Origin of the sequence: Enterobacter cloacae complex sp. P1B, from assembly GCF_014982345.1 — a bacterium.
Classification (GTDB): domain Bacteria; phylum Pseudomonadota; class Gammaproteobacteria; order Enterobacterales; family Enterobacteriaceae; genus Enterobacter; species Enterobacter bugandensis.
In genome coordinates, this window is sequence record NZ_JADCLF010000008.1 from 65,985 (window position 1) to 82,171 (window position 16,187).

Annotated in this window: 13 protein-coding genes; all 13 read left to right on the forward strand. The window is 56.6% G+C overall.

All coding sequences use genetic code 11. The features are described from left to right. The 13 genes from pbpC to der all read left to right on the forward strand — a co-directional run bounded on the left by pbpC (position 1) and on the right by der (position 16,157). Positions 1 to 2,328: a peptidoglycan glycosyltransferase PbpC gene (pbpC, locus tag INF77_RS08815; RefSeq protein ID WP_193532635.1), complete on the forward strand. Its 2,328-nt coding sequence runs from the start codon at positions 1 to 3 to the stop codon at positions 2,326 to 2,328. 88 nt (positions 2,329 to 2,416) lie between these two features. Beyond that, positions 2,417 to 4,795 (forward strand): DMSO/selenate family reductase complex A subunit, encoded by a 2,379-nt coding sequence (locus INF77_RS08820; RefSeq protein WP_305047239.1) that lies wholly within the window; start codon positions 2,417 to 2,419, stop codon positions 4,793 to 4,795. Further along, entirely contained in the window at positions 4,792 to 5,421 is a 630-nt protein-coding gene (locus tag INF77_RS08825) for a DMSO/selenate family reductase complex B subunit (RefSeq protein WP_048960059.1), read from the forward strand. The genes INF77_RS08820 and INF77_RS08825 overlap by 4 nt, the downstream gene beginning before the upstream one ends. Beyond that, the gene (locus tag INF77_RS08830) at positions 5,414 to 6,202 is read left to right on the forward strand and encodes a DmsC/YnfH family molybdoenzyme membrane anchor subunit (protein ID WP_048960060.1); all 789 of its coding nucleotides are present in this window, start codon (positions 5,414 to 5,416) and stop codon (positions 6,200 to 6,202) included. Before INF77_RS08825 ends, INF77_RS08830 begins: the two co-directional genes overlap by 8 nt. Continuing rightward, positions 6,202 to 7,077, forward strand: a complete 876-nt coding sequence (locus INF77_RS08835) for a 4Fe-4S dicluster domain-containing protein (protein WP_193532637.1) — start codon at positions 6,202 to 6,204, stop codon at positions 7,075 to 7,077. The genes INF77_RS08830 and INF77_RS08835 overlap by 1 nt, the downstream gene beginning before the upstream one ends. Before the next feature lie 123 nt (positions 7,078 to 7,200). Continuing rightward, the gene (gene ndk / locus INF77_RS08840; RefSeq protein ID WP_003860625.1) at positions 7,201 to 7,632 is read left to right on the forward strand and encodes a nucleoside-diphosphate kinase; all 432 of its coding nucleotides are present in this window, start codon (positions 7,201 to 7,203) and stop codon (positions 7,630 to 7,632) included. Between the two features lie 148 nt (positions 7,633 to 7,780). Next, positions 7,781 to 8,947 (forward strand): bifunctional tRNA (adenosine(37)-C2)-methyltransferase TrmG/ribosomal RNA large subunit methyltransferase RlmN, encoded by a 1,167-nt coding sequence (locus tag INF77_RS08845; RefSeq protein ID WP_028014062.1) that lies wholly within the window; start codon positions 7,781 to 7,783, stop codon positions 8,945 to 8,947. A 291-nt stretch (positions 8,948 to 9,238) separates the two neighbouring features. After that, a complete protein-coding gene (gene rodZ / locus INF77_RS08850) occupies positions 9,239 to 10,246 on the forward strand; it encodes a cytoskeleton protein RodZ (RefSeq protein WP_126345901.1) in 1,008 nt (335 codons plus the stop codon). Between the two features lie 26 nt (positions 10,247 to 10,272). Continuing rightward, on the forward strand, positions 10,273 to 11,391 hold the full coding sequence (gene ispG / locus INF77_RS08855) for a flavodoxin-dependent (E)-4-hydroxy-3-methylbut-2-enyl-diphosphate synthase (RefSeq protein ID WP_025757688.1): 1,119 nt from the start codon (positions 10,273 to 10,275) through the stop codon (positions 11,389 to 11,391). A gap of 80 nt (positions 11,392 to 11,471) precedes the next feature. Then, positions 11,472 to 12,746: a histidine--tRNA ligase gene (gene hisS / locus INF77_RS08860; protein ID WP_028014060.1), complete on the forward strand. Its 1,275-nt coding sequence runs from the start codon at positions 11,472 to 11,474 to the stop codon at positions 12,744 to 12,746. A 13-nt stretch (positions 12,747 to 12,759) separates the two neighbouring features. Further along, positions 12,760 to 13,380 carry a YfgM family protein gene (locus INF77_RS08865; protein ID WP_028014059.1) on the forward strand — a complete coding sequence of 207 codons (621 nt, stop codon included), beginning with the start codon at positions 12,760 to 12,762 and terminating at the stop codon, positions 13,378 to 13,380. A 10-nt stretch (positions 13,381 to 13,390) separates the two neighbouring features. After that, positions 13,391 to 14,569, forward strand: coding sequence for an outer membrane protein assembly factor BamB (gene bamB / locus INF77_RS08870; protein ID WP_028014058.1), 1,179 nt, complete (start codon positions 13,391 to 13,393; stop codon positions 14,567 to 14,569). A gap of 112 nt (positions 14,570 to 14,681) precedes the next feature. After that, positions 14,682 to 16,157 (forward strand): ribosome biogenesis GTPase Der, encoded by a 1,476-nt coding sequence (gene der, locus INF77_RS08875; RefSeq protein ID WP_028014057.1) that lies wholly within the window; start codon positions 14,682 to 14,684, stop codon positions 16,155 to 16,157. The last annotated feature ends 30 nt before the right edge of the window (positions 16,158 to 16,187 follow it).

Consider the following 16,187-nt stretch of genomic DNA (forward strand, 5'->3'; position numbering starts at 1 on the left):
ATGTTGATAGCGCGTCTGACACGCTCCCGCTGGCTTTGGCTGGCGGGAGCGCTTCTCGTTTTAGGGGGGCTGATTGTCGCCGCCGACCGCCTGTGGCCGCTGCCTCTGAAAGAGGTTAACCCCGCACGAGTTGTGGTGGACGAGAAGGGCGCGCCGCTCTGGCGTTTTGCCGACAGCGAAGGCATCTGGCGCTACCCGGTGACCATTGAAGAGGTTTCTCCCCGTTATCTTGAGGCTCTGATCCAGTACGAAGATCGCTGGTTCTGGGAGCATCCGGGCGTAAACCCGCTCTCTGTCCTGCGCGCCGCCTGGCAGGATCTCAGCTCCGGAAGAGTGGTTTCGGGAGGAAGCACGCTTACCATGCAGGTGGCACGCCTGCTGGATCCGCATCCGCGCACCTTTGGCGGCAAAATTCGTCAGCTCTGGCGGGCGATGCAGCTGGAATGGCACCTCTCTAAGCGTGACATTCTTACGCTCTATCTCAATCGTGCTCCGTTTGGCGGCACGCTGCAGGGCGTGGGAGCAGCAAGCTGGACCTACCTTGGGAAACCCCCGTCGCAGCTGAGCTACTCCGACGCGGCGTTGCTGGCGGTACTGCCGCAGGCACCCAGCCGTCTGCGCCCGGATCGCTGGCCCGAGCGGGCCGAAGCGGCACGCAACAAAGTGCTCGATCGCATGATGATTCAGGGCGTCTGGTCAGCAAAGCAGGTGAAAGAGTCCCGTGAAGAGCCGGTATGGCTGGCTCCCCGGCAGATGCCGCAGCTGGCGCCGCTCTTTGCACGCATGATGCTCGGCAAAAGCCGCGACACAAAGATTGTCACTACGCTGGATGCCGGACTGCAACGGCAGCTGGAAGAGCTGGCGATGAACTGGAAATCCCGCCTGCCGGCACGCAGTTCGCTGGCGATGATCGTGGTCGATCATACCGACATGAAGGTGCGCGGCTGGGTCGGCTCGGTGGATATCAACGATGACACGCGTTTCAGCCATGTGGATATGGTTAACGCGATCCGATCCCCGGGATCGGTATTGAAACCGTTTATCTACGGTATGGCGCTGGATGATGGCCTGATCCATCCCGCCTCGCTGCTTCAGGACGTGCCCAGAAAAACCGGTGATTATCGCCCGGGAAATTTTGACAGCGGGTTCCACGGGCCGGTCAGCATGAGTGAAGCGCTGGTGCGCTCGCTCAACCTGCCAGCCGTCCAGGTGCTGGAAGCCTACGGTCCCAAACGGTTTGCCGGGATGCTGAGTAACGCAGGCCTGCCGCTGATCCTGCCTGCCGGAGCGCAGCCGAATCTGTCGCTGATCCTGGGTGGCGCAGGTGCGAGGCTGGCGGATATCGCCGCCGCGTACAGCGCCTTTGCAAGGCATGGCAAGGCGGGCCGGCTGCGCTTACAGCCGGGCGACCCGCTAACTGAACGCCCGCTGTTATCGCCAGGTTCGGCGTGGATTATTCGCCGTATTCTGGCGAATGAAGCGCAGCCGCTGCCGGACAGTGCGCTGCCGCAAATTGCGCCGCTGGCGTGGAAAACGGGCACCAGCTATGGCTACCGCGATGCCTGGGCCATCGGTCTGAATGCCCGGTATGTAATAGGTATCTGGACAGGGCGACCTGACGGCACGCCGGTAGCGGGGCAGTTTGGTTTTGCCAGCGCGGTTCCGCTATTAAACCAGGTGAATAACCTGCTTCAGTCACGCTCGACAATAGACGAGGCCCGCCTGCCGCGCGATCCGCGCCCGGAAAGCGTTGGGCGGAGCGTGATCTGCTGGCCGGGCGGCCAGTCGCTGCCGGAAGGCAGTGAAAACTGTCGGCGTCGTCTTTCGACCTGGCTGCTCGAAGGGAGTGAACCACCCACGCTGCTGCTGCCGGAACAGGAAGGCATTCGCGGCATTCGTTTCCCGGTCTGGCTGGATAAAACGGGCAAGCGTGTGGCGGCAGATTGCCCTGATGCCACAGAAAAAGTTCTCGACGTCTGGCCGCTGCCGCTGGAGCCGTGGCTGCCCGCAGCGGAAAAAAGGGCTGTGCGTCTTCCTGCGAGATCGACGCTCTGCCCGCCGCTGGATAATAACAATGCGGCACCGCTTATGATTTCGGGTATCAGAGAGGGGGCTGTTATTAAGCGACTCCCTGGTGAAGGGAACGTGACGCTATCTGTTATTACGACTGGAGGAGAAGGTGGGCGCTGGTGGTTTTTAAATGGAGAACCGTTAGAAGGCCGCAATAATACTCATTCATTAAAATTATATTTGCCTGGCGAATATCAATTACTTGTAATGGATGACTCAGGACAAACGGCGACGGTGAATTTTGAATTAGACCGTTAAGTGTTACCCCCGAAGAGTTAGTTTGATAATTATCAATATTCGTTCCTGAAAAAAAACGAGAATGCGTTTTTATTTTAAGGAACGAGCAATGAAGAAAAATAAAAATCAGGGAGAGGGGCTTATTCCCGCGCTATCCCGGCGTCATTTTATTCAGGCAGGGTCGGCGCTCGCCGCCCTTCCTTTTGTAGCGACAACAGGTAAAGCACAGGCACAGAGTACGGCGGCAACACACGCGACGCCTGAAGAAAAAGTGGTGCAAACCTGCAGCACGTTTGACTGCGGCGGTAAATGTGATATTCGCGCTCACGTCAGTGAGGGCGTAGTCACAAGAATTTCAACGCGTCCGGATAATGAACTGGATCCTCAAATGCCTGTTATGCGCGCCTGCGTTCGTGGCCGCGCTTATCGGAAATTTGTTTATCATCCCGATCGGCTTAAATATCCAATGAAACGCGTGGGTAAACGTGGCGAAGGAAAATTCGAGCGTATTACCTGGGATGAAGCCACCACGCTTATTGCGAATCAATTAAAAACGATTACACAAAAATACGGCGCTGCCTCACGCTATGTGCATGTGGGCACTGCGGTATCCGGCGGAACGTTTTCCGGCGATAAAATGGTTCGTCGTCTGCTCAACTTAACCGGCGGCTATCTCGAAAGCTATCACTCGGTCAGTATGGGCAACACGGCGGCAGCCACGCCGTATACCTACGGCACCGCCGCCAGCGGCAGCTCTCTGGACACGCTGCTGGACACCAAACTGGTCATTCTCTGGGGACATAACCCGACGGAAACGATCTTTGGTCACAGCAACTACTTCTATCAGAAGATGAAGCAAAACGGCACGCGCTTTATCGTTGTCGATCCGCGCTATTCCGATACGGTTTCCTCTCTTGCCGACCAGTGGATCCCGCTGCTTCCCACAACAGACAACGCCCTGATGGACGCGATGATGTACACGATTGTCACGGAGAACCTGCACGATCGCGACTTCATCCAGCGCTATACCCTGGGCTTTGACGAAGCATCCATGCCGGAAGGCGTTCCGGCCAATGAATCCCTGATGGCTTATCTGAGCGGCGCAAAAGATGGTGTGGCGAAAACGCCCGAGTGGGCAGAGAAAATCACGCACGTGCCTGCGCAGACCATTCGTCAGCTGGCGCGCGACTACGCAACCACCAAACCCGCCGCGCTGATCCAGGGCTGGGGACCGCAGCGCCATAACTGCGGCGAGCGCACCGCGCGCGGCTCGACGTTACTGGCAACGCTGACGGGTAACGTTGGGGTGAAGGGCGGCTGGGCGGCAGGCTATGGCGGCTGCGCTAATCGTAAATTTGCTGCCGGGCCGGAGATGCCGGATAACCCGGTAAAAGCCAAAATATCGGTGATGAACTGGGTGCAGGCCGCCGATGATGCTTCTAAGGTAACGGCGGAAGACGGCCTGAAGGATGCAGAGAAGCTGGACAGCAATATCCGCATCCTCTTCTCGCTGGCGGGAAATTATCTGGCTAACCAGAACCCGGATCTGCATCAGGCGACGCGCGTGCTGGAAGACGAGTCGAAAATCGAGTTTATCGTGGCAAGCGATCTGTTTATGACGCCGAGCGCCCGATACGCCGATCTTCTCCTGCCGGAAACCAGCTTTATGGAACGCTGGAATATCGGCGAAACCTGGGGCACGGCAAGCTATCTGATCCTGTCGGAAAAGCTGATTGAACCTGAATTCGAACGCCGTTCAGACTACGACTGGCTGCGGGAAGTTGCTGCTAAGCTTGGCGTCGAACCTGCATTCAGCGAGGGCCGTGACGAAAAAGCGTGGATTGAGCACATCTGGGAGCAGACGCGGCTCTCCATGCCAGATGAAAACCTGCCGGACTTCGCGACGTTACAAAAGACGCGCCAGCATCTTTTCAAAAGCGCGCCGTTCGTCGCTTTTGAAGACAATATTCGCGATCCGCAAAATCATCCGTTCCCGACGCCCTCAGGGAAAATTGAGATCTTCTCGAAGCGTCTGTACGACATGCAGCACCCGGAGATTCCGGCGCTGTCGCACTACGTGCCCGCCCACGAAGGGCCGGAAGACGAACTGGCGAAAACCTTCCCGCTGCAGCTGATCACCTGGAAAGGGAAAAACCGTGCTAACTCAACCCAGTACGCCAACCCGTGGCTGATTGAGGCGCAGCAGCAAAAGCTGTGGATCAACCCGCAGGACGCGCAAAAGCGCGGCATTTCCCAGGGGGATACCGTGCGCATTCATAACGCGCGCGGCATTTGTGAAATTCCGGCTGAAGTCACGCCGCGCATCATTCCGGCCGTTGTTGCCATGCAGGCAGGCGCCTGGTGGCAGCCGGACGAACAGGGCGTCGATAAAGGCGGCTGCGCGAACGTGCTCAGCTCTGCCCGTATTACCGCGCTTGCGAAAGGGAATTCCCATCAAACCATGCTGGTGGAGGTAGCTAAAGCATGAGTCAGTTTAAACACTACGCGCCGGTGAGCGATAAACAGCTGGGTTTCTATATTGACTCTTCCCGCTGCTCGGGCTGCAAGGCATGCCAGGTGGCATGCAAAGACAAAAACAACCTTGAGGTCGGACGTCGTTTCCGTCGCGTATACGAAGTCAACGGCGGGAATTTCATCCCAACCGGGCAGGGCGGCGTTAGCAACAATGTTTTTGCCTACACGCTCTCTATTTCCTGTAACCACTGTGCGGACCCGATCTGCACCAAAAACTGTCCGACCACCGCAATGCACAAGCGTCCGGGCGACGGCATCGTGCGCGTCGATACGGACAAGTGCGTTGGCTGCGGCTACTGCGCGTGGTCTTGCCCTTACGGCGCGCCACAGCTCAACGAGCAGACCGGGCAGATGTCCAAATGCGATTTTTGCGTGGATCTGCAGGCGAAGGGCGAGCAGCCCGTCTGCGTGGCAACCTGTCCGCTTGAGGCGATCAAATTTGGGCCTATTGATGAACTTCGGGCGAAATATGGTGCTGTATGCGATGTGAGGGGCTTGCCTGATTCCTCGATTACAAAACCAAACCTGGTGATCAAAGCGCATCAGGGCGCAGAGAAAGAGGGGAAACGTCATGCATGAGTTACCGCTGCTGATTTTTACGCTGTTCCTGCAGGGATCGGTTGGCGTGACGCTCTGGCTGGCGTTCGGGGGAGCGCATACTACACCGCGTAGCGCGCTGCTGCCTGCCGCTGGGGCGTTTGTGCTGGCGAGCCTGGGGCTGCTCGCCTCAGCGCTGCATATGGGCTATCCGCTCAACGCCCTGAACGCGCTACGCCACGTCTCCAGCTCGTGGCTGAGCCGTGAGATTATCTTTGCCAGCCTTTACCTGGCGGCGCTTGGCCTCGCCGTGCTGCTGATGTTTTCCAATAAGCCAGGCTGGAAGCTGCTTTTGGCCGTGGCGGGTCTTGTCGGGCTGGTGGACGTGTTCTGCATGGCACAAATCTACATGCACGCGTCCGTGGTGACCTGGCAGCACATTAACACGCTGGTACTGTTTATCGGCTCGGTGGGTATCATCGGTTCAGCCTGCATGGCAGTTGGGATGCGTTCCCAGACTACCCTGCGTGCGGCGGTTGTCATTATCACGCTGGTGGTGCTTGTGCGTCTGGTGATGCAGCCCGTCTGGCTGGCAGACATCACTGTCATGGACAATACCGTGGTGACGTTCCCTCACGCACCGCTACGGATGCTCGAACAGCTGCGCGCGGTACATCTGCTGAGCTGGTGCGTGTCCGTTGCAGGTATGTTCTGCTTTGCTGCGGGCGGCCTGAAAGCGGCGCGCGGCACGCTGCTGCTGGGCAGCGCCTTGCTGATTGTGGGTGAGTTGATGCTGCGCTTCGTTTTCTTCAGTATTGGCTGATGGGCAGATTGACGTTTGCCCCGGCGATGGACGTGACGCATGCGTGCGTCCGTCGCCGTTTTCGCCACGCTTCCTGCTGCGCCTGCGCGGACGTTTGTCCAGCGCAGGCTTTTTCTTTTACGGAAACCGGCGTCTCGGTTGATGAAAATCGCTGTATTGAATGCGGTGACTGCCTGTTCGTCTGCCCCTCCGGGGCCATTACCGGCATCGCGCCGCGAAAGCGATTTCTGCGTGGAGATACCCTTGTTGGGCCTTTTACTGAACGCGCACCTGGGATGAATGAACTGCTGCTGTGGCACGCGCAACGCCAGGTTCGTTTTATCAGTATCGACGCAGAGCAATACCCTGACTGGCTGCTGGCGCTTGCCCGGCTTAATCTTGCGCTTCGTCGCCGTGGTGAAGCGGAGTGGGGGTTTAAGCTCATACCGATCGGCGAGGTGAATATCGCTCGCCGTGCGCTGATGCACGTTCCCCGCGAGGATGTAAAAGCCTGTCGCGTTTCCCCGGGGCCGCGGGAGCTGCGCAGGGCATTCTCGACGTTTAGCGAGTCAGATATCGCACTCGATATTAATAAGTGCGTGCTGTGCGGTGCGTGCTGGCGAAGCTGCCCGGAAAACGCGATTCGGTTTGAGAACGCCGCGCTGGTGGTGGAGACCGGGCGCTGTACCGGCTGCGGTGGCTGTGAGGCAGTATGTCAGCACGAGGCGATAAACGTCGCAGAAACAGATGGACCGGCAAAAAACGTGGCCACTCCCGCATATAAAGCAGTTTGCCTGACGTGCCAGCGCCAGTTCTGGTCATTTACGCCTGATGAAAAGCAGTGCCCGCTCTGTTTACGCCATCAACACGGTATGCGAAATCCTGCCTGTTGCTAATCTTCGTCTCATTTTAAAAAAATGTTATGCAGAACCATAGGCAATGGCGCTATTGCTCTTTATAATCCGCGCCACACCATACTCAGGTATGCAAAACAACAGAACATTTTACAGAGGTTATCAATGGCTATTGAACGTACTTTTTCCATCATCAAACCAAACGCGGTGGCAAAAAACGTTATTGGCAGCATCTTCGCTCGCTTTGAATCAGCAGGGTTTAAGATCGTTGGCACCAAAATGCTGCACCTGACCGTTGAGCAGGCTCGCGGTTTCTACGCTGAGCACGAAGGTCGTCCATTCTTTGACGGCCTGGTGGAGTTCATGACCTCCGGTCCAATCGTGGTCTCCGTGCTGGAAGGCGAAAACGCAGTACAGCGTCACCGCGATCTGCTGGGTGCAACCAACCCGGACAACGCGCTGGCAGGTACCCTGCGCGCTGACTACGCGGACAGCTTCACCGAGAACGGCACCCACGGTTCCGACTCCGTTGAGTCTGCCGCGCGCGAAATCGCGTTCTTCTTCGCTGAAGGCGAAGTGTGCCCGCGCACTCGCTAATAATTTCGTAAATGCCGCGTGCAAACGTGGCATCCCTGCGCCAGACTTTGTACAATGCAACGCCCCGGACGAGCAGACCGCTTTCCGGGGCGTTTCTATTCAACCCTCCACGGGCCACAACGTGTAACAACGAGGCCGGAAAAAAATTATGTCTGAACTAGTGAATACCTCCGAAGTCGCCATTCCTGCGGTTCCCAATAAAAATGGAAAAATTAACCTGCTGGACCTGAACCGTCAGCAGATGCGCGAGTTCTTTAAAGATATGGGTGAGAAGCCGTTTCGTGCCGATCAGGTAATGAAATGGATGTACCACTACTGCAGCGACAACTTTGATGAGATGACCGACATCAACAAAGTGCTGCGCAACAAGCTCAAAGAAGTGGCTGAAATCCGCGCGCCGGAAGTGGTGGAAGAGCAGCGCTCGGCAGACGGCACCATCAAATGGGCGATTGCCGTAGGCGATCAGCGCGTTGAAACCGTCTACATCCCGGAAGACGATCGTGCCACGCTGTGCGTCTCTTCTCAGGTGGGCTGTGCGCTGGAGTGCAAATTCTGCTCTACGGCTCAGCAAGGTTTTAACCGTAACCTTCGCGTGTCTGAAATCATCGGTCAGGTCTGGCGCGCCGCGAAAATCGTGGGTGCAGCAAAAGTGACCGGCACGCGTCCTATCACCAACGTGGTAATGATGGGAATGGGCGAACCGCTGCTGAACCTGACCAACGTGGTGCCGGCGATGGAAATCATGCTGGATGACTTCGGTTTTGGCCTGTCCAAGCGCCGCGTGACGCTGTCTACCTCAGGCGTTGTGCCTGCGCTGGATAAGCTCGGCGACATGATTGACGTTGCGCTGGCTATCTCCCTGCACGCGCCAAACGATGAAATTCGTGACGAAATTGTACCGATTAACAAAAAGTACAATATCGAAACCTTCCTCGCTGCCGTGCGTCGCTACCTGGAGAAATCCAACGCAAACCAGGGCCGCGTCACCATCGAGTACGTGATGCTGGACCACGTCAACGACGGTACTGAGCACGCTCATCAGCTGGCTGAACTGCTGAAGGATACGCCATGCAAAATCAACCTAATCCCATGGAACCCGTTCCCGGGCGCGCCGTATGGCCGTAGCTCGAACAGCCGTATCGACCGTTTCTCCAAGGTGCTGATGGAGTATGGTTTCACCACCATCGTGCGTAAAACCCGCGGTGATGATATTGATGCTGCATGCGGACAGTTGGCCGGTGACGTCATTGACCGTACCAAACGTACCCTGCGTAAACGCATGCAGGGCGAGACCATTGCGGTTAAAGCTGTTTGATTATTATGCATCACGGCGCATTATCTACGCTGTGATGCATAATCTGACTGAATAATCAGTCAGATTCGTGACGTTTGATTAATAATTACGGTGCGTTTCATATGAGTTTCGGGCAGTATGTAACGACGTAACAACAGTTTAGCCACGCGGGCAGAGCTGCACTGTCATCTACCGGCTGACAGTCTTATACTGTCTGTTCAAGGTTAACTGACCTGAAGTTTCGCGGTGCGGGCGGCATTGTGACTCACCGGCACCTGAACCCTTTTTTTCACGTACCAGTAGTTGTAGCGAATGAATACTGAAGCCACTCACGACCAACATGAAGCACTCTCCACTGGCGTTCGTCTTCGCAACGCCCGTGAACAACTCGGACTCAGCCAGCAAGCTGTTGCAGAACGCTTGTGCCTGAAAGTTTCCACGGTTCGCGATATTGAAGAAGATAAGGCGCCTGCCGATCTGGCTTCAACATTTCTGCGCGGCTATATCCGCTCTTACGCAAAACTGGTGCACATCCCCGAAAACGAATTACTGCCAATGATGGAGAAGCAGGCACCGGTTCGTGCAGCAAAAGTTGCCCCGATGCAAACTTTCTCCCTGGGGAAACGTCGTAAAAAACGTGATGGCTGGCTGATGAGCTTTACCTGGCTGGTGCTGTTTGTTGTTGTCGGCCTGACTGGCGCATGGTGGTGGCAAAACCACAAGGCGCAGCAGGAAGAGATCACCACTATGGCCGATCAATCCTCCGCTGAACTCAATCAGGCGAGCAATGGTGGTGCCCAGAGCGTTCCGCTGAACACCGACGGTGCGGCGGCCTCAAGCGAGCCGCAAACAACGGCTCCGGCAACCGATGCAGCACAGGCTCCGGCCGCAACGGCGAACACCGCTGCGCCTCAGGCTCAGGATCAAAACGCGGTCGTCGCCCCTTCTCAGGCAAATGTCGATACTGCGGCGAACGCCCCTGCAGCGACTCAGCCGGCGAACAACGCCGCGGCGTCCCTGCCGACCGACCCGGCGGCAACCGCCGCGCCAGCCGCCGATCCAAACGCGCTGGTGATGAACTTTACGGCTGACTGTTGGCTGGAAGTGACTGACGCGACAGGTAAAAAACTGTTCAGCGGCCTGCAGCGGAAAGATGGCACGTTAAACCTAACGGGTCAGGCACCTTACAAACTTAAAATCGGCGCTCCGGCAGCGGTACAGATCCAGTATCAAGGAAAACCTGTCGACCTGAGCCGCTTTATCAGAACTAACCAGGTTGCACGTCTTACCGTTAATGCCGAACAATCAGCAGCACAGTAACAGACGGGCAACGCGGGAGATTTTTCATGCATAACCAGGCTCCGATTCAACGTAGAAAATCGAAACGGATTTACGTTGGGAATGTGCCAGTCGGCGATGGGGCACCTATCGCCGTCCAGTCGATGACCAATACGCGCACCACGGATGTGGAAGCAACGGTCAACCAAATCAAAGCATTAGAGCGTGTAGGCGCGGACATTGTCCGCGTCTCAGTGCCCACGATGGATGCCGCTGAGGCGTTCAAGCTGATCAAACAGCAGGTCAGCGTGCCGCTGGTTGCAGATATCCACTTCGACTACCGTATCGCGCTGAAAGTTGCTGAATACGGCGTTGATTGCCTGCGTATTAACCCGGGCAACATCGGCAATGAAGAACGCATTCGCATGGTGGTTGACTGCGCCCGCGACAAAAACATTCCAATCCGTATCGGCGTGAACGCCGGCTCTCTGGAAAAAGATCTGCAGGAAAAGTATGGCGAGCCAACGCCGCAGGCGCTGCTCGAATCCGCCATGCGTCACGTCGATCATCTGGATCGTCTTAACTTCGATCAGTTCAAGGTCAGCGTAAAAGCCTCTGACGTTTTCCTGGCCGTTGAATCGTATCGCCTGCTGGCAAAACAGATCGACCAGCCTCTGCATCTCGGGATCACCGAAGCGGGCGGCCTGCGTAGCGGTTCGGTGAAGTCTGCGATCGGCCTGGGCCTGCTGCTCTCCGAAGGGATCGGCGACACCCTGCGCGTCTCGCTGGCGGCGGATCCGGTAGAAGAGATCAAGGTCGGTTTCGATATTCTGAAATCGCTGCGTATCCGCTCGCGTGGGATCAACTTCATTGCCTGCCCAACCTGTTCGCGTCAGGAATTTGACGTGATCGGCACGGTGAATGCCCTGGAGCAGCGTCTGGAAGACATCATCACCCCGATGGACGTCTCCATCATCGGCTGTGTCGTGAATGGTCCGGGTGAAGCGCTGGTCTCAACCCTGGGCGTAACCGGCGGTAACAAGAAAAGTGGTCTCTATGAAGATGGCGTTCGTAAAGATCGTCTGGATAATAGCGACATGATTGACCAGCTTGAAGCCCGCATCCGCGCCAAAGCCGCGATGATGGACGAGACACAGCGTATCAGCGTTCAGCAGGTTGAAAAATAACGTGATGGGAAGCGTGCCGCTTCCCATGTATGATTGAACCCATTCTTTGGGTTTTTTTTGTATATAGAAAGAGAATAAACGTGGCAAAAAACATTCAAGCCATCCGCGGCATGAACGATTACCTGCCTGGCGAAACCGCCATCTGGCAGCGCATTGAAGGCACGCTGAAGCAGGTGCTCGGCAGCTACGGTTACAGCGAAATCCGTTTGCCGATTGTAGAGCAGACCCCGTTATTCAAACGCGCGATCGGTGAAGTGACCGACGTGGTTGAAAAAGAGATGTACACCTTTGAGGACCGCAACGGCGACAGCCTGACCCTGCGTCCGGAAGGTACGGCGGGCTGCGTACGCGCCGGCATCGAACATGGTCTTCTGTACAATCAGGAGCAGCGCCTGTGGTATATCGGCCCGATGTTCCGCCACGAACGTCCGCAGAAAGGTCGTTATCGCCAGTTTAACCAGCTGGGTGTGGAAGTTTTTGGCCTGCAGGGCCCGGACATCGATGCCGAACTGATTATGCTGACCGCTCGCTGGTGGCGCGCCCTCGGTATCTCTGAGCACGTTTCGCTGGAACTGAACTCAATCGGTTCTCTGGAAGCGCGCGCTAACTACCGCGATGCGCTGGTGGCGTTCCTGGAGCAGCATAAAGAGAAGCTGGACGAAGACTGCAAACGTCGCATGTACAGCAACCCGCTGCGCGTGCTGGATTCCAAAAACCCTGATGTTCAGGCGCTGCTGAACGATGCCCCTGCGCTGGGTGACTACCTGGACGACGAGTCTCGCGAACACTTTACCGGCCTGTGCAAGCTGCTCGAAGCGGCGGGCATTGCCTACACCGTGAACCAGCGTCTGGTGCGCGGTCTGGACTACTACAACCGCACCGTGTTTGAGTGGGTAACCACCAGCCTCGGTTCTCAGGGCACCGTGTGTGCCGGCGGCCGTTATGACGGTCTGGTTGAGCAACTGGGTGGCCGTGCCGCGCCTGCGGTTGGCTTCGCGATGGGTCTTGAGCGACTTGTTTTGCTGGTGCAGGCAGTTAATCCGGAATTTAAAGCAGATTCCGTTGTCGATATATACCTGGTGGCTTCAGGCGCGGAAACGCAGTCTGCGGCGATGCAGCTTGCCGAACGCGTGCGCGATGCGCTGCCGGGCGTTAAGCTGATGACCAACCATGGCGGCGGCAACTTCAAAAAACAGTTTGCTCGTGCCGATAAGTGGGGCGCAAGTATTGCACTGGTGCTGGGCGAGTCCGAAGTGGCTAACGGCGAAGTGGTAGTAAAAGACCTGCGCTCTGGTGAGCAGACAACGGTAACGCAGGACGGCGTTGCGGCGCACTTGCGCACTCTATTGGGCTAAGGAGAAAGACGGCGTGGAAATGTACGAGAACGAACACGATCAGGTCGACGCGATTAAACGCTTCTTTGCTGAAAACGGCAAAGCGCTGGTTGTTGGGGTTATTTTAGGTGTGGGTGCGCTGGTGGGCTGGCGTTACTGGAACAACCATCAGGCGGATTCCGCGCGCGGCGCGTCCCTGTCCTATGAAAATACCGTTAGCGCGATTCGTGCCGACCAGCCGCAAACGCTGGCTGCGGCAGAGAAATTTGCCGCTGACAACAAAAACACCTACGGTGCACTGGCAGCGCTGGAAGTGGCTCAGCAGTACGTTGATAAAAACGAACTGGATAAAGCCGCTGCTCAGCTGTCTCAGGGCCTTGCTGCTGCCAGCGATGAAAACCTGAAAGCGGTGATCAATTTGCGCCTGGCACGTATTCAGGTTCAGCAGAAAAAAGCTGACGACGCGCTGAAAACGCTCGATACCATCAAAGGCGAAGGTTTTGCTGCCATCGTTGCCGATCTGCGCGGTGAAGCACTGCTGAGCAAAGGTGACAAAGCGGGCGCGCGTAAAGCGTGGCAAGCTGGCGTAGAGAGCAAAGCGTCACCTGCGCTGAGCGAAATGATGCAGATGAAAATAAATAATTTGTCCGTCTGAGAGGGACCCGATGCAATTGCGTAAATTACTTCTGCCAGGACTGCTTTCTGTTACGTTATTAAGTGGTTGTTCACTGTTCAGTGGCGAAGAAGACGTTGTGAAAATGTCCCCACTGCCGACGGTTGAAAACCAGTTTACCCCATCCACCGCGTGGGATGTCTCCGTGGGCAGTGGGATTGGTGATTTCTATTCCAACCTTCATCCTGCGTATGCAGACAGCGTTGTCTATGCCGCTGACCGCAAAGGTACCGTGAAAGCGGTGAACGCCGATGACGGGAAAGAAGTGTGGTCCGTTAACCTGGCGGAAAAAGACGGCTGGTTCTCCCGTAAACCTGCACTGCTGTCTGGCGGCCTGACCGTTTCCGGTGGGCATGTCTACGTGGGCAGCGAAAAAGCGCAGGTTTACGCGCTGAATGCCAGCGATGGTTCTGTTGCATGGCAGACCGCTGTAGCCGGTGAATCCTTGTCACGTCCGGTCGTGAGCGACGGGCTGGTGCTGATCCATACCAGCAACGGCCAGCTGCAGGCGCTGAACGAAGCGGACGGTCTGGTGAAATGGACCGTTAACCTAGATATGCCTGCGCTCTCACTGCGCGGTGAATCCGCACCTGCAACCGCATTTGGTGCTGCCATTGTGGGCGGTGACAACGGTCGCGTGAGTGCCGTGCTGATGCAGCAGGGCCAGATGATCTGGCAGCAGCGTATCTCGCAGGCCACTGGCTCAACGGAAATCGACCGCCTGAGCGACGTAGACACTACCCCGGTTATCGTTGACGGTGTGGTTTACGCCCTGGCCTATAACGGCAACCTGACCGCGCTGGACCTGCGCAGCGGCCAGATCATGTGGAAACGTGAGCTGGGCTCTGTGAATGATTTCATCGTTGACGGTAACCGCATCTATATGGTTGACCAGAACGATCGCCTGCTGGCGCTGAGCACCGAAGGCGGCGTGACGCTGTGGACGCAAAGCGATCTGCTGCACCGTCTGCTGACCGCGCCAGTGCTGTACAACGGTAGCCTGGTGGTTGGCGACAGCGAAGGCTATATGCACTGGGTTGATCCAGAGAATGGCCGCTTCGTGGCGCAGCAGAAAGTGGACGGTTCAGGCTTCCTGACCGACCCGGTTGTGGCTGACGGCAAACTGCTGATTCAGGCAAAAGACGGCACGCTGTACGCGATCACGCGTTAATTACCCGGCGGTTGTAGTATACTAAACGGCTCCTGTTCACTCAGGAGCCGTTTTGACATTTTTAAAAACGCCGCGAATGCGACGTTTATTTGAATTTTATGAGGCTTCAAACATGGTACCTGTGGTCGCGCTTGTCGGGCGCCCTAACGTTGGAAAATCCACTCTTTTTAACCGTTTAACACGCACCCGTGATGCGCTGGTTGCGGATTTCCCGGGGCTGACGCGTGACCGTAAGTACGGTCGTGCAGAGGTGGAAGGACGCGAGTTCATCTGTATTGATACCGGCGGTATTGATGGCACAGAAGACGGCGTTGAAACCCGCATGGCGGAACAGTCCTTGCTGGCGATTGAAGAAGCGGATGTCGTACTGTTCATGGTGGATGCGCGCGCTGGCCTGATGCCGGCGGACTCCGCAATCGCTAAGCACCTGCGTTCTCGCGAAAAGCCAACTTTCCTGGTGGCGAACAAAACTGACGGCATCGATGCCGATCAGGCTATCGCGGACTTCTGGTCTCTGGGCATGGGGGATATCCACCCGATTGCGGCATCGCATGGTCGCGGTGTGACCAGCCTGCTGGAAACCGTTCTGCTGCCGTGGGTGGACGAAGTGAACCCGCCGGAAGAGGTGGACGAAGACGCCGCATACTGGGCGCAGTTCGAAGACGGTGAAGAGGGCGAAGAAGAAGAGCCTGAGGATGACTTCAACCCGCAGGATCTGCCGATCAAGCTGGCTATCGTCGGTCGTCCAAACGTAGGTAAGTCTACGCTTACTAACCGTATTCTGGGTGAAGAGCGCGTGGTGGTTTACGACATGCCGGGCACTACGCGTGACAGCATCTACATCCCAATGCAGCGTGATGAACGTGAGTATGTCCTCATCGACACCGCCGGTGTACGTAAGCGCGGAAAAATCACCGACGTGGTGGAAAAATTCTCCGTTATCAAAACCCTGCAGGCGATTGAAGATGCCAACGTGGTGCTGCTGGTCATCGACGCGCGCGAAGGTATCTCCGATCAGGATCTCTCTCTGCTCGGCTTTATCCTCAATAGTGGGCGCTCACTGGTCATCGTCGTCAACAAGTGGGATGGCCTGAGCAATGAAGTGCGCGAGCAGGTGAAAGAGACCCTGGACTTCCGTCTGGGCTTTATCGACTTTGCCCGCGTGCACTTTATCTCAGCGCTGCACGGCAGCGGCGTCGGTAACCTGTTCGAATCCGTGCGTGAAGCCTACGACAGCTCCACCCGTCGTCAGAGCACCGCCATGCTGACCCGTATCATGAATATGGCTGCAGAAGATCACCAACCGCCGCTGGTGCGCGGTCGTCGCGTGAAGCTGAAATATGCCCACGCCGGTGGCTATAACCCGCCAATCGTGGTGATTCACGGCAACCAGGTGAAAGACCTGCCGGATTCCTACAAGCGCTACCTGATGAACTACTTCCGTAAATCGCTGGACGTGATGGGCACGCCTATTCGTATCCAGTTTAAGGAAGGGGAAAACCCGTTCGCCAACAAGCGCAACACCCTGACGCCGAACCAGATGCGTAAGCGTAAGCGTTTGATTAAGCACATTAAGAAAAGCAAATAACCTTCATCAAGCCTCACAAAGTTTGATGCA